General features: G+C 47.2%; 16 protein-coding genes. 9 read left to right on the top strand and 7 right to left on the bottom strand.

Translation table 11 applies throughout. The features are described 5' to 3' along the window. Positions 1-88 precede the first annotated feature (88 nt). The 3 genes from EHO60_RS02860 to EHO60_RS02850 form a co-directional block, all read right to left on the bottom strand. A complete protein-coding gene (locus EHO60_RS02860; RefSeq protein ID WP_135766667.1) occupies positions 89-829 on the bottom strand; it encodes a TIGR04283 family arsenosugar biosynthesis glycosyltransferase in 741 nt (246 codons plus the stop codon). Continuing rightward, complete coding sequence (locus EHO60_RS02855; protein WP_135766666.1) at positions 811-1,440, bottom strand: TIGR04282 family arsenosugar biosynthesis glycosyltransferase; 630 nt, start codon at positions 1,438-1,440, stop codon at positions 811-813. Before EHO60_RS02855 ends, EHO60_RS02860 begins: the two co-directional genes overlap by 19 nt. A gap of 116 nt (positions 1,441-1,556) precedes the next feature. Continuing rightward, the gene (locus EHO60_RS02850) at positions 1,557-2,891 is read right to left on the bottom strand and encodes a sterol desaturase family protein (RefSeq protein ID WP_135766665.1); all 1,335 of its coding nucleotides are present in this window, start codon (positions 2,889-2,891) and stop codon (positions 1,557-1,559) included. 166 nt (positions 2,892-3,057) lie between these two features. Here EHO60_RS02850 and EHO60_RS02845 point away from each other — a divergent pair, with 166 nt between their 5' ends. The 7 genes from EHO60_RS02845 to EHO60_RS02815 are packed head-to-tail and all read left to right on the top strand — an operon-like array spanning position 3,058 to position 7,312. Then, positions 3,058-4,122 carry a saccharopine dehydrogenase family protein gene (locus EHO60_RS02845; protein ID WP_135766664.1) on the top strand — a complete coding sequence of 355 codons (1,065 nt, stop codon included), beginning with the start codon at positions 3,058-3,060 and terminating at the stop codon, positions 4,120-4,122. 43 nt (positions 4,123-4,165) lie between these two features. After that, a complete protein-coding gene (gene lsa14, locus EHO60_RS02840; protein WP_135766663.1) occupies positions 4,166-4,573 on the top strand; it encodes an adhesin Lsa14 in 408 nt (135 codons plus the stop codon). Position 4,574: 1 nt separating this feature from the next. After that, positions 4,575-5,006, top strand: a complete 432-nt coding sequence (gene lsa14, locus EHO60_RS02835) for an adhesin Lsa14 (RefSeq protein WP_246028106.1) — start codon at positions 4,575-4,577, stop codon at positions 5,004-5,006. Further along, the gene (locus EHO60_RS02830) at positions 5,003-5,359 is read left to right on the top strand and encodes a TRL-like family protein (protein WP_135766662.1); all 357 of its coding nucleotides are present in this window, start codon (positions 5,003-5,005) and stop codon (positions 5,357-5,359) included. Before lsa14 (EHO60_RS02835) ends, EHO60_RS02830 begins: the two co-directional genes overlap by 4 nt. Beyond that, positions 5,356-5,685 (top strand): TRL domain-containing protein, encoded by a 330-nt coding sequence (locus EHO60_RS02825; RefSeq protein ID WP_135766661.1) that lies wholly within the window; start codon positions 5,356-5,358, stop codon positions 5,683-5,685. The genes EHO60_RS02830 and EHO60_RS02825 overlap by 4 nt, the downstream gene beginning before the upstream one ends. Next, complete coding sequence (locus tag EHO60_RS02820; protein WP_135766660.1) at positions 5,682-6,434, top strand: hypothetical protein; 753 nt, start codon at positions 5,682-5,684, stop codon at positions 6,432-6,434. The genes EHO60_RS02825 and EHO60_RS02820 overlap by 4 nt, the downstream gene beginning before the upstream one ends. After that, positions 6,431-7,312, top strand: coding sequence for a hypothetical protein (locus EHO60_RS02815; RefSeq protein ID WP_135766659.1), 882 nt, complete (start codon positions 6,431-6,433; stop codon positions 7,310-7,312). The genes EHO60_RS02820 and EHO60_RS02815 overlap by 4 nt, the downstream gene beginning before the upstream one ends. 8 nt (positions 7,313-7,320) lie before the next feature. Here the strand turns inward: EHO60_RS02815 and EHO60_RS02810 are convergent, their stop codons facing one another. From EHO60_RS02810 to EHO60_RS02795, 4 genes are read right to left on the bottom strand one after another with little or no spacing between them, the layout of a single operon-like run. Next, complete coding sequence (locus EHO60_RS02810) at positions 7,321-8,595, bottom strand: circularly permuted ATPgrasp domain protein (RefSeq protein ID WP_246028105.1); 1,275 nt, start codon at positions 8,593-8,595, stop codon at positions 7,321-7,323. Next, positions 8,582-9,211 (bottom strand): low molecular weight phosphatase family protein, encoded by a 630-nt coding sequence (locus tag EHO60_RS02805; RefSeq protein WP_135766658.1) that lies wholly within the window; start codon positions 9,209-9,211, stop codon positions 8,582-8,584. Before EHO60_RS02805 ends, EHO60_RS02810 begins: the two co-directional genes overlap by 14 nt. Then, complete coding sequence (arsB, locus tag EHO60_RS02800; RefSeq protein ID WP_135766657.1) at positions 9,208-10,272, bottom strand: ACR3 family arsenite efflux transporter; 1,065 nt, start codon at positions 10,270-10,272, stop codon at positions 9,208-9,210. Before arsB ends, EHO60_RS02805 begins: the two co-directional genes overlap by 4 nt. 41 nt (positions 10,273-10,313) lie before the next feature. Continuing rightward, complete coding sequence (locus EHO60_RS02795) at positions 10,314-10,646, bottom strand: ArsR/SmtB family transcription factor (protein ID WP_135766656.1); 333 nt, start codon at positions 10,644-10,646, stop codon at positions 10,314-10,316. Between the two features lie 548 nt (positions 10,647-11,194). Here EHO60_RS02795 and EHO60_RS02790 point away from each other — a divergent pair. Together EHO60_RS02790 and EHO60_RS02785 are read left to right on the top strand one after the other, a co-directional pair. Continuing rightward, positions 11,195-12,625 (top strand): circularly permuted type 2 ATP-grasp protein, encoded by a 1,431-nt coding sequence (locus tag EHO60_RS02790; RefSeq protein ID WP_135766655.1) that lies wholly within the window; start codon positions 11,195-11,197, stop codon positions 12,623-12,625. Positions 12,626-12,697: 72 nt separating this feature from the next. Beyond that, positions 12,698-13,642, top strand: a complete 945-nt coding sequence (locus EHO60_RS02785) for an alpha-E domain-containing protein (protein ID WP_135766654.1) — start codon at positions 12,698-12,700, stop codon at positions 13,640-13,642. Position 13,643: the final 1 nt, after the last annotated feature.

Below are 13,643 nucleotides of genomic sequence, written 5' to 3'. Positions count from 1 at the left end.
TTCGTACAGTAAACCGTACGGAAGATCCAAGTCAACGGAAAATAGCTCGCGGACCAGGGCCTTTCGATCGGATTCAAATCCGGATTTTCTAATGAAAGCGGGAGGATTTCTTTTCGGAGCCGACAAGAATTCGATACGCTTTTTCCAAACACTGGGGTCTCATTCCCGCCAAAAATAAGAGAGAGCAGACCAAGTAAGAGAATTGCAATCTCATCGTTCCGATTTCGTAAAATTTGCGAGGGGAAACGGTTATACTCGAGTCCAGAATTTTGAAGGAAGCCAACCTGCGGATTCTTCGAACGATCTCAGCATCTTCCATGACCTTCCATTCTTTTTTGTATCCTCCGCATTCTCGAAACAAGGAGGCATCCATAAAAAGTCCCTGGTCTCCGAAACGAAGAAGACTCCAATCCCAATCCTTGTACTTCGCATTCCAACGTAGCCACAGATTTCCCGATTCGTAACGGATCCGAAAGCAACCGGATCTGATTTTGCGGTCGGTATTCTTTCTGATCTGATCCGGAAAGTCGAAAGGAGGCATGCAATCCGCATGCAGGAAAAGTAAAATATCTCCCGTTGCGGCGATCGCACCCGTATTGCATTGGACGGAGCGGCTCCTGATTTCGGACTTGAGAAGTTTTACTCCGTGATTTGCGGCGATTTCTCCGGTCCGATCCGTGCTGCCTCCGTCCACGACGAGAACTTCCAAATTCGGATCCGATTTGAGAGAAGCGTCCAATGCTTCCAAAAGCACAGGAAGATATTTTTCTTCGTTCCAGACAGGAACGATGACCGAGATTTTCTTCTTTCTTAGGAATTCGTTCTCCAAATTTTCAATCCTTTCGCTTGGGCTTCTTTCAGGTCCTTTAAATCGTCTAAATCGGAGAGGGCCTCAAGGAGACCGATTCTCTTTCCGGCGGACTCCGTTCTTTTCCTGCTTTCGGCAAAAACACTTTCGCTGCTCCAAGGGATCTCTCGAAAAAGATCCGGGAAATCCTCCTTCAGACCGATCAAATAGTAGCCTCCGTCCAGAGCGGGACCGAAAACGACTTCGTCCTCTTCGAGCAAACGGAAGGCTTCCCGAAGATGGACTTCCTGCAATTCGGGGCAATCGCTTCCGATCAGAACGGAGGAAGTACATCCTCTTTTAAAGGAATCCAAAAAGGAATTTCTCATTTTCTCCCCGAGATCCTGTCCTTCCTGGATGCGGAGGGACACTTCGCCGGAACCCCAATCCCCTAGATCCTTTTTTTCCGGTAGAAAGGTATCGAACCAAAGCGTTTTTGCAACGGGGATTTTTTTTACGACGGATCGGGTCGTTTCCACCAAGTCTAGATACACTTCGAGGGCTGCCGCATCGCCGATGTCACGAGCCAGCCTGGTTTTTACCTTCCCTAGCACGGGGTTTTTTAAGAAAATATGAAGGATCGAATTTTCCATTCTTTAAGAAGAATGAACCTGGATCGGGCGGAAATGAGAAGAAAAAAATTGTTCCGTCTTCCTGCGATCGGAAAATCGAATCCGCAGGAAAGACGGGAAAATTCTGAAGCTTCCGATTAAGCCGTTCGGCCTCGGATTTCTTTTGCCGGATCGATGTCTTTCCAGGAGGAAAAATATTGCCTGTAGTACAAAAGCCAGACGAGAGAAAATCCGCAAGAGCCTATGACGACGGCCAATCCTGCCTGGTCGAATCCGAAAATGAAAGCTGTTGCGACCAATGCCGCCAATCTGAGGGGTTCGGCAAATAGGGTCCATCGTTTCAGGTCCAGGATTCCGCCGATCGTCAATAGGGAAACGAGGCCCAGGAAAAAGATCGTGTACTGCACGTTTACCGGAATAGAGGCGATTTTTACCAGCATGGCAAAGGTTCCGATCACGGTGGCCGCAAACCATACAAGCGAATATGCCGTCAGTCCACCGGGGAGTGATACATCATATTTTTTGAATGTACTAGAATTCACTTCCGGGATAGGGAATTGACCTCCCAGCTCGGCGGGTCTCCAGCCCGGCATGGCGAAAAAGATCCGGATCTTGTCCGACCAACGCGGGGCCTTCCAGGAAATTTCCAGCATTTCCCACCAATAATGGAGGTTGGCCCAAATCGGATTGAAGCTGCGTAGGGGTTTTACCGTTCCATACACAGGGATCTCTTCCTCTTTTTGGAAAGTACCGAACCATTTGTCGAATACGATCAAGGTTCCACCGTGATTCTTGTCTATGTATTTCGGATTGATTCCGTGGTGGACCCTGTGATGGGACGGGGTGTTAAAGACGGCTTCGAACCAGGAAGGAAGTTTATCCACCGCTTTGGTATGGATCCAGAATTGGTAGATTAGATTCAATTCACCGTTCAGGAGTAATACGATGGGTGAAAATCCCAGCAATGCGAGAGGGACGTAAAATACCCAGGAGAAAAGCATGTGAAAGCTGGCCTGCCTGAGAGCCACCGTAAGATTGTATTCTTCGCTTTGGTGATGGACGACGTGCCCCGCCCAAAGGAAGTTCACCTCGTGACTGAGCCTATGATTCCAATAATAAGCGAAGTCGTATAACAGAAAGCAGGAGATCCAGATGGCGAGTACCACAATCCAAGACCAGGCTTGGGAAGAGAGTCCCAAAAAGTCGGCGGTCGGCATCCAGGAAACCCGATCGCTGGGCCACGAAGGAAGATCCACGATCCTCCAGTTTTCGTATACCCAGATATACGCGGCGAATGTGATCGCTTTGAATAGGATTACAAAGATTTGGTTCGAGACACCCGCGCTCAGATCGTTGATCGAGTCGTTGAGTCGGTACAATTCTCTTTTCTTGTACCACGAAAAACCCAGCTCTAAACCGATGAGCAGAAAGAAGAAAGGGATGGCGATCGTTATCAGGTTTATTTTTTCCATAAGCTCCAGTTCTCACCCTAGGATATCCATCCAAATTGGAACGGTCAATCCAAAACGAATCACTTAGCTCGATTCGTTTTTTTTTACGTAACAAGCGGCCGAAAAAATAGTTCCAAGGGTATATGCGGTTGACGAAATCGAAATCTTTCCGGAGGATCTACTGCCTATGACACAAGGCTGGCTTTTGTACGGAGCGAACGGGTATACGGGAGAGCTAATCGCAAGGAGAGCGGTTTCCCGGGGAATGAAGCCGGTATTGGCGGGGCGCAACTCGCCTAAAATCGAATCCTTAGCCAAAGAACTCCGTTTGGAATACAGGATTTTCGATTTGGAAGATCCGAACGAAGTTCGGATGAACATTCGTTCATTCGCCCTGGTATTGCATTGTGCGGGTCCCTTCGTGACCACATCCGTTCCGATGGCTCAGGCTTGCATTGCGGAGAAGGTCCACTATCTGGATCTTACGGGGGAAATTCCGGTCTTTCAAGCTCTGTTCGGAATGAATGCACTTGCGGAAGAAGCGGGAATTTTATTACTTCCCGGTGTGGGATTCGATATTGTTCCCACGGATTGCGTCGCTGCGGCCTTAAAGAGGAGGCTATCTTCCGCCGAGAGTTTGGAGTTGGCGTTTGTCGGGATGAATCAGGTTTCTCCCGGAACCGCAAAAAGCGCCCTAGCCCAGCTTCCTTACGGATCCAAGATGAGGCGAAACGGGGAATTGGTGGGCGTTCCTCATTTGAGCTCGAAGCTCGAACTTTCTCTGAATGGGAAAAATTATTCGCTCTACGGAATTCCCTGGGGAGACGTATTTACGGCGGCCATATCGACCGGAATCCAGAACGTTCAGGTCTTTACGGAAATTTCCAAGGGACAAGTCCGAGCGATGAAGTTTCTGAGGCCGTTTTTGTTTTTGTTGAAACTCGGGCCGGTTCTGAACGTATTGCAGGCTCTCTTAGGTTCGCTCATAACAGGACCGGGAGAAGAAACAAGGAATAACGTGCGCGCGAAAGTTTGGGGAAGAGTAAAGTCTCCGGGAGGGAAAACAGAGATTCTGCTATTGGAATGCAAGGAAGGTTACGAATTTACGATCGAGTCTTCCTTGGCAGCGGTAAAGAAAGTTCTGAATCGAAAAGGAGGAAAAGGTTTTCGTACTCCGAGTCTCGCTTTCGGTCCGGATTTTATTTTGGAGATTGCAGGGTCCAAATGGGACTTCGTTTCGGAAGGCATTTAAAAATTTCTTTACATTTTTTTTTTGTAGGAAATTCTTCCCAAGCATGTTCGGATCCTTTTTTTCGAATTTCATCCGGCATTCCGTTTTGTTTTTGCTTTTCAGTTGGTTGTCCGCCTGCTCGGGTACGAATGTTCTCACGTTAGTCAGTGCGGATTCCTCCACTCATCCTTTCCAAGGGGATGCGAATCCTTTGCAGAGCGTCTTCCGGGGGGAATGGATCTATCGGAAACAAAGGGAGACGAGCGGATTTTTTCCCGGAGGAGATACGAGAAAGGAATCCGTAGTCTGCTCGCATAGTATTTTCTCTCTGGTCGGGTGGGGGGACTCTTCCTTGGAAGAAGCTTTCCGAAAAGAACCGATTCAAAAAATTGCATATGTAGAATATTCCCAAGAAACTTGGTTGTCGGGGATTCTGTATCATTCCTTTTGCACTAGGATCGTGGGAGAATGAAATGAAACTTGGATTTTTTATTTTCCGAATCCTGATTCTTTTCTCAACGCTTTTGTCTGCGGGTTGTTCCGGCTGGAATCTATTGAGTGCGGGGTCTCCCAGAATCGAGACTCATCCGATCCGAGGCGGAAGTAATCCGTTGCAGTCTTTGACGAGAGGGGGAATTCTCTTTTTCGAGACCAGCTCCTGGACGGGAGATCGTTCCCAGGCGGATCCGATTTTGTTCGGGGAATCCTGCGCATACAGCCTTTTCGGAGTCTTTGCCTCCGGAGATGCGAGCATTGATTCTTCCGTCCGCAAGGGAGGAATCTCGGAGGTCGCTTTTGTGGAATACGACCAAATTGCTGTTTTGGGAGGCTTTGTGTACCAATCATTTTGTACCATCGCATGGGGAAAAAAGAATTCCGTAAGAGTGGAAGGGAAGGCTCGATGAATCGCAAGTTAACGTGCCTTTCCCAGTCTTGGAAGTTCGCGAAACTTTTTCTTTGTTTTGCGTTTCTTTTTTCCGTTCCGAATTGCGCGACCGGTCCGGTTAGCGGTTTGCTTTATTCCAGAATCGGATTTCCGGGAACGATCAATGAAGACCCGAATGTCAAACGAGAGCTGAAAGGGGAAGGGTGCATCCATAATTTTCTGACTTTGATTTCGATCGGAAACGCCGGGGCGGGAGAGATCGCGTTTCGAAACGGAATTACGAGAGTGGCTCTTGTGGATCACTCCAGCCTGCAGATCCTTACGATTCTGTACCGGAATTATTGCACGATTGTGGTCGGAGATAAGGGATGAAATTGGTTCCGTTTTTCCTGTTTGCCGTTTTGGTTTGTAGTTGCACTTCTTCTCCCGAGCCTGGCTGGATTTACACCCGCAACCAGTACCACCTGTCCACGGATCCGACTGGAAAAACCATTACTTCCGCAAGAATCCAGAAAAAAGGAGAGTCGTGCACGTTCGGATCCGCCTTATTCTATTTCGGTTATTACGGACAACAAGTTTCCTTAAAGGAAACGTTACTTAAGAGCGGGATCAGCAAGGTAGCACTCGTTGATCGTAGTACGGAAAGTTATCTGATGGGATTGGTCTATTTCGATTGCATCGAGGTTTGGGGGGAATGACCGAATCGGGTAACGTTCCTTTCGATCGAAAGTTTCGGACAGGCGTTCGACTCGTTTTGCGGTCCGTTTCTTTCTTTTTACTGCTTTGCTTCGCAACGAATTGTATTTCTTTGAGAGTCTATGTTCCGAGAACGTACAAGGATCCGCACGAAGTTCCTTTGCAATGGAAGAAATATACGGAATTGTATGACGGGTTTTTGAGATCCTCTTATTCTCCGGGAGAGATCGAAGTCGAATTTCCGGAAGAACAGTCGCGGCGTTTTGCGAAACGGAATCCGACTTGGCTCGTCTTTGCCCCCAATTATTTGGAAAACGGATACGGCTCGTTCAGTTCCCTTTTGAAAAAGGAATTTGCGGAACACCCGGAGGAATATAAGGGGGCCTACAAGGTTGTCGTCAGGCGCTTTGATTTGGAAACCAGGGACAGTTGGCTCGTGAGACCGTTTACCAACGAAGTTTCCGTTCTCTTCGAGGCTGACGTTTTTGCGATCGGAAAAGAGGAACCGGTCTGGAAATTTCACTTTCAGGACAGGATCGTTTCCGGAGTTACCGACGGCATGTTCGTTTTGGCGACAGTAACTTTAGTGGGTTGGATCTTTTATCTTCCTTATTTAGGGTTTCGCGGAAATCGAGAGGACCAGCTTAACCAGTTGGGCCGGATCGCTTTATTAGAATTTTTTGAAGGATGGAAACGCCATCCCATTTTATCCGCCGGGTTGCGAGCTCCGGCACAAGAGATCGGAAAATGAAAAGAAGTAAAATTCCGGCCCTATTCCTTCTCGTCGCGATTCTTGAAATCAACTGTCTGTATTCCGCGGAGAAGAGATATACCTTGGGACAGCCGTACGAGCCGAACGAGGAAAGTTATTTTTCGGATGAGGATCCTCAATTCGAGGAAGGTAGGCCCGTCGATTTTCTAGATTCTTTGGGAAATATCTTCGGGGTCTTGAGTAAAATCGTGATCGGCGACAAGAGGATGAGCAATCACCGGATCTCCGAAGAAACGAAACGGTTCCTGAAGGAATATATCCGAGACAATAATTTAAAGGACGTGAAGGTTCGCTTTAACCAATATTCTCCCGGTGGAGATTTTATGAGGCTTTGGAGATCCAAGAACGTACATCCGTTATTGAAATGGACTTTCGGCTTGCTGACTTGGATGGTTGAATTGGTTGTTCCGGAACGTCTCTTTGCCAATTGCGGAATTTATACCTTCTGCGGTGGGGACCACTACAATCCGTATACGAATACGATTCACATCTATTCCGATCTCCCCGCAGCGGCAGTTCATGAAGGAGGTCATGCGAAGGACTTTTCCCTCCGGAAATACAGATCTTGGTATGCACTCTCTTATTCGCTGATTTTTATTTTAGGAACCTTCTATCCGGAAGCGCGTGCTTCCGACGATGCGATTCGGTACTTTCGTTACCGTTGCGACTTAGCAACACAACTTCATGCTTACCATGTGTTGTATCCTGCTTACGGAACCTATGTGGGTGGTCCGGTGATCGGTCTCTTTAGTGTCATTCCGGGTTTTATCATCGGTTCTCGGAGCGCCACGGAAACTCTGAGAAAGGGACCCGCAAGAGAGTGCGAGATCCTAAAGGAAATGGAAAAAGGACGTTGATCCTAGCATCATCCGTCCGGGACTACGTATAAGGGTGAAAATCCCCCTCCGAGTGTTCTGAAATTTGTCGTTTGGCCTTGGTACAAACGACTTGCTAAAAGAAGAATTTCGTCACGATAGATATAAGCCCTTACATCCATTTTCAAATCCATCTCTTGTCCGGAGACGGACGTGATTCTTTTCGAAGGAGGAATGAATTCCTGGCTTATGTATTCCCCTTGCACGATTTCAGAAAATTTATTCTTGGTTAATTTCCCTCCAAAATAAGCGGCCTTGCTTCCGAAACCCTCCTTAGGTTTGAAGAATATCCGCTTTCTGTTCTTCCAAAGTTGTTCCGCGTTTGCAGTACTTACGATTTGTGATACGGGCACGGAAGCTTTTAAGATTTCTGCATCCTTCCGATTCAGTCCCGCCCTCAAAAGGAATTCGTTATCGGAAAAAAAAGACAAATTCGTCTTTCTGGCAAATAGATCATAATCGATCGGATTCGGGGTAAGTATAATTTTCCCCTTCGTCCAAGCCAGCCGAATCATAGCATGGGAAGGTTCTGACAAATGAAAATCGGTCAGACGATTGTAAATTAGATCGATCTTTCTACTTCCGAAAAACAGCTCATCTTCGATCCGTTCGATTTGTCTCGGGTCTAGGATTTCGCTGGAAATTCCCTTCGATCTAAATAGATCTCGGAAGAGTAGAAACTCCGGATATAAAAACTGATCGGACGGGTTCTCGTCCACGATTGCGATAAAGTTCGGAGTTCCGGTGCCGCCGTTGTCGGTCCATTCTCGAATAAAAGAGTCGTAAAATTTTTCTTCTATTTCTTTCAGCGTCTCGGCGTTCGGCAATGCAAGGCGCGCCGCCTTGCAACATTCGATCTGCGCTTCCAGAAGTCGGACCTGCAAAAAAGCGCCGCCCGCATTCGTATTGATTTCGATCAGTTTCGGACCTTCTTTGGCGATGTGAAAATCCAGACTTAGAAATACTCCTCCCGAAATATCCCGGCTTCTATTCTGATCTTCGTGATCCGCAAGTATCCGATTCTTTACTTCCGGAAGTTCGACCGCATTTCTAATCGCGTGAAGGATCTCTTGGATTCTCTTTTTCTCGGATACGTTGATAAACGAAGGAGTTTCGGAATAAAAATGCTCGATTCGGTCGCCTCCTGTCTCCGAGAAATTCCTCTTGTTGAGAATCTCTCTGTCCAAAGTGGAACAGGAACAATGTTCGTTCAGCACTCCGGCCAAATTCGACGGCACCAACGCTTCCCCTTTACGTTGCGACATTTTTCATCACAAAAAGAAGCTCTCTCGCGATCGTTTCGCAAGTCTTTCTATATTCCTCGGAAACTCGAGGCGTGTCATCGGAAGATTTAGGATCGGGATAAGGAAGGCTAATTCTGGCTTCGGCTCCGGGAACAAAAGGACAGGCTTCGTCGGCGGAAGAACATACCATTACTGCGATAAATTTTTTGCTCGGATTTACGACATCCGAATATAATTTCGAGAAGGCAAGAATCGGTACGGTATTTTCCTTATAAGAAACCCAATACCTCGGGTTCATTTCGGTGTTCTTTTCCTTTTCTATTTTAAATCCTATTTCCATGAGAGCTTGGACGGAGTTCGGATGAAAGGCGGTGACTTCCGTTCCTCCCGAATAGGATCCTATGCCGGAAATTCCAAGGTATTCCGCGCAGGCTAAAGCGAACATTTGGGCAATTTGACTGCGTCGCGAATTGTGTGTGCAAACGAAGATCATTTCCGAGTAATTCTGCCCGTTCCTGATTTCTTTGATGGACTTCGAAAATCGAAGTAGTGTTTCTCTTCGTTCCTTCGGTATTAGGGACTCTTCCGCTTCCCGTTTTACCATAAAGTTCTTTATGGATTCATATAGAGAACTCATATCGTTTTTTCCTTCATATAAAACTTATTTCGAAGCTTCTTTGCGATCTCAACCAGGAGAACAAGCACCGGAATCTCGACTAAAGGGCCGACGATTCCGACGAAGGCTTGTCCCGATGCGAGTCCGAACGTTCCGATGGCAACCGCTATCGCTAATTCGAAATTATTTCCGGCAGCGGTAAAGGAGACGGCGATGTTTCTCGGATAATCCGCTTTGATCAGAACCCCGAGACCGAAACTGAAGAAAAACATGAAAATGAAATAGATCAGAAGGGGGAGGGATATTTTCAGCACATCAAGCGGTATGTTGAGAAGAGAATCCCCTTTGAGGCTGAAAATGAATACGATCGTCAGGAGTAAAAAGATCAGAGCGATCGGAGAGATTGCGGGAAGGAATCGATTCGTCGTCCATTCCTCTCCTTTCGTTCGAATGCTGACGTTCCGGATTCCCCATCCTAATAGGAACGGAATCCCCAAATAAATCAGCACGCTAGATGCAATGTCCCAGTAACGGACTTCTATGGACGAGTTTGCAAGTCCTAATGTTCCAGGTAATACGCTCACAAAGAAATAGGCCAAACTTCCGTAGAGAAGAAGCTGGAAGATGCTGTTTAAAGCGACAAGTCCGGCTGCGACCTCTCTGTCTCCGTCCGCGAGATCGTTCCAGACTAGAACCATTGCGATACAACGAGCGATTCCAATCAGAATTAAACCGACTCTATATTCCGGATTGTCCGGAAAGAAGAGAAATGCTAGGCCGAACATCAATAGAGGTCCGACAATCCAGTTTAAAACGAGAGAATAAAAAATCAGATCCGTTCGACCGAATGCTTTCGGGATTCTTAGGAAATTTACTTTCGCTAAAGGAGGGACCATCATGAAGATCAGACCGATCGCGATCGGCACATTCGTTCCTCCGAACTCCGATCGTCGGATCCATTCCACGGAGCCGGGAGACCAAGTAGCCAAGGCCATTCCGATTCCCATGGCGATAAAAATCCAAAGAGTGAGGAATCGGTCTATAAATGATAATCGTTTTTCGGGAAGGGTTTCGGAAGCCATTAATCGTTTTATCGCAATATTACGATTAATGTCAAGCGAATTTATGAACAGGAATTTTCGTTTTCCGGAATTCGAGAAAGCAGCGTATTGAAATAGCCGCCGATTTCTTCCCACGCTTTCTTATCGATGCAGTAGCAGATCGAAGGTCCTTCCACGGTTCCTTGGAGAATCCCGACTTCCTTTAACGCTTTTAGGTGTTGGGAAATCGTGGCTTGGGCGAGTCCGAGTTCATCCACTAAATCTCCGCAGACACAGGCTTTTTTCCTTAATACGGATTCTAAGATCGCGATTCGAGCGGGATGTCCTAATGCTTTTGCATAGGAGGCGATTTTATTCTGCCTTTTATTGAATAGCTGAGTCTTTGTGATTCCCATCTCTTTGCCGTTTCGGTATTCTTCCGACCGTCGCCGAAGGATCGGTCGCTTTCAACTTCTTCCGATAGAAAAATAGTTTCGCGAAGAATGATCGTATCTTAGGAGAAGCAAGTAAACTACCACACCAATGCGGCAGAAAAAGTCAAAAGAAGAAAGCTAAATTTGTTAGGGCTTTAGAACAAATGAGAAAACATGATCTGTCGCGCGGTTCTGCAAGACTGCGGAACTTTCCCTTTGCGATCCTATTTGCAGAATGGTATCCGTCCCACTTTCTGAATTCTTGCCGCTCTTCCGTCTCTTCGCGTTTCTAAAAAACTCTCTCCGGATGTTGGATCCTAGGGTCCTTCCTCCCGTTGGGGGAGGTGCCTCTCGACCCGGAAACCCTCTGTCCAAAGGCTGAACTTCCTGCAGTTTGCTCATTTGTAGATTATTATGTTTATTATTTGCACATATATTTTTATTGAGTTTAAAAAATAAGCGGATAATTTAAATTCTGCTTGTTTCTTGAAAGGGAGGATTCAGTCTTTCGGCAGAGAAGGAGGAGGTTTATGCTCCTAACGAATTACCAAACCGATTCTTTTTATGATGAGATGTTTTCTCCCGAAGGGGGAATTCGCCAAAGTTATCACATCTTGAAGTCCAGAATCGAAAGGATGGACGATAAGGAATTGTTTCGCCGCAAGACTTCCGCGGAAAAAGCACTCCTTTCTTTGGGGATTACGTTCAACGTCTACGGTGACGACGAGGAAGAGGAAAGGATCATGCCTTTCGACATCATTCCTAGGATCGTCACGGCTCATGAGTGGAGGAAATTGGAGGAGGGCTTAAAGCAGAGAATTCGGGCCTTGAATCTTTTCATCCAAGACGTTTACGGGGACGAAAAGATCGTCCGAGACGGAGTGGTTCCGGCCGAGATCCTGCACAGCAGCACGGGGTATCTGAAGGAGTGCAAGGGAATCGTTCCTCCGAAAGGAACCTGGATTCATATCACCGGCACCGATCTGGTAAGAGACGGGGAGGGGAGAATGCTCGTCCTCGAGGACAATCTTCGCTGTCCTTCCGGAGTTTCTTATGTATTAGAAAATCGTGAAGTAATGAAGAAGACGTTCCCGGAACTTTTTGCAAGTTTGTCCGTCCGTCCGATTTACGACTACCCGATCCGATTGAGGGGAATGCTGGAACGAGTCTCCGGAAAACCGAATCCGAGCATCGCCGTGTTGACTCCGGGAATTTATAACTCCGCCTATTATGAACATAGCTTTTTGGCCTCTCGGATGGGAGTCCCTCTCGTGGAAGGAACCGATCTTCTGGTCAAGGATGATTATCTATTCATGCGAACGACCCGCGGCTTGCGGCAGGTGGACGTACTCTATCGAAGGATCGACGACATCTTTATGGATCCGAAGGTATTCCGAAAGGATTCTCTCCTGGGAGTTCCCGGAATTTTCGAAGCTTTCAAAAAAGGGAATGTAGCTTTGGCCAACGCTCCCGGAACCGGAGTGGCCGACGATAAGGTGATCTATTCTTTCGTTCCGGAAATCATCAAATATTATTTGGGAGAGGATGCGATCATTCCGAACGTTCCCACTTATCTTTGTTCCCGGGAAAAGGATCTGAGTTACGTACGGGAGAATATCGGGAACCTAGTGGTAAAAGCCGCGAACGGCGCCGGCGGATACGGAATGATCATCGGTCCGACGGCGAGTCGAAAGGAGCAACAGGAATTCTTGGCTAAGATCGATGCGGATCCTAGAAACTATATCGCCCAACCCGTACTCAGTCTTTCCCGCGTTCCCACTCTTGTGGAGGACAAGTTGGAGGGAAGGCACGTGGATTTGCGACCCTTCATCCTGTACGGAGAAGATATCTACGTTATGCCCGGGGGACTGACTCGTGTCGCTTTGAGGAAAGGATCCTTGGTGGTGAATTCCTCCCAAGGAGGAGGTTCTAAGGATACTTGGGTGATGGGGCAGGAATAGGCAGATAGTTACCGGGGGAAAGATTCCCGGCAAGCGGAACCGAAGTAAAAAAACACGCTAGAGAGGTTTCCCATGCTGAGTCGAGTTGCGGAGTCCGTGTATTGGATGAACAGATACATGGAAAGGGCGGAGAATTATTCCCGCTTTTTGGATGTGAATTTTCAACTTTCCTTGGATTTGAACGAGGATGCGAACCGGCAGTGGATGCCCTTGGTTTATACTACGGGAGATAACGAGCTTTTTACGAAGAAATATTCCCATCCAACCAAGGAAAACGTGATTCATTTCATGAGCCTTGATGCGGAAAATCCGAACTCCATCGTGAACTGTGTGCTTAGAGCCAGAGAAAATGCGAGAACGATCCGGGAGAATATCTCTACTCCCATGTGGGAAGTCATCAACGAGTTTTATCTGAATTTCAAAGCGAGGAAAAAATTCGAAGAATCGGACATGCCCGGTATCGTCGAGTTTTTCAAGTCGATCCGCAACCAATGCCTGCTGTTTTACGGTTGTCAAGAGGCCACGATTTCCCACGACGAGGTCTGGCACTTCGCACTTTTAGGAAGATTGCTGGAACGCGCCGACAAAACGACTCGGATTCTGGATATGAAATATTTCATTCTCCTTCCCTCCCATGAAGAGGCGGGGGCCACCTTGGATCTGCTGCAATGGTTGTCTCTTCTCAAGTCCGCAAGCGCTCACGAGATGTTCAACCGATTCTACACCAGGATCACTCCTAAGAACATCGCTCAATTTCTGATCCTAGACAAACTTTTTCCGAGAGCCATCCGATTCTGTCTGAATAGGACTTTCGACAGTCTTAAGATATTGAGCGGTACGGAGAAGGACTCGTATGCGAACGAAGTGGAACGTCGCGTCGGACTTCTCTTATCGGAAATGAATTACGCGTCAATTGAAGAGATTTTCGGTAGCGGTATGCACGAATATCTAGACCGGCTCCAAATACGTTTGAACGGAATCGCCACCGAATTGGACGAAACATATTTCAGGAATTAGA

The sequence above is a fragment of the Leptospira fletcheri genome, assembly GCF_004769195.1.
In the GTDB taxonomy this organism is placed as follows: domain Bacteria; phylum Spirochaetota; class Leptospiria; order Leptospirales; family Leptospiraceae; genus Leptospira_B; species Leptospira_B fletcheri.
Note: the sequence above shows the minus strand (reverse complement) of the source record. Positions and strands in the feature narration are given on the sequence as shown.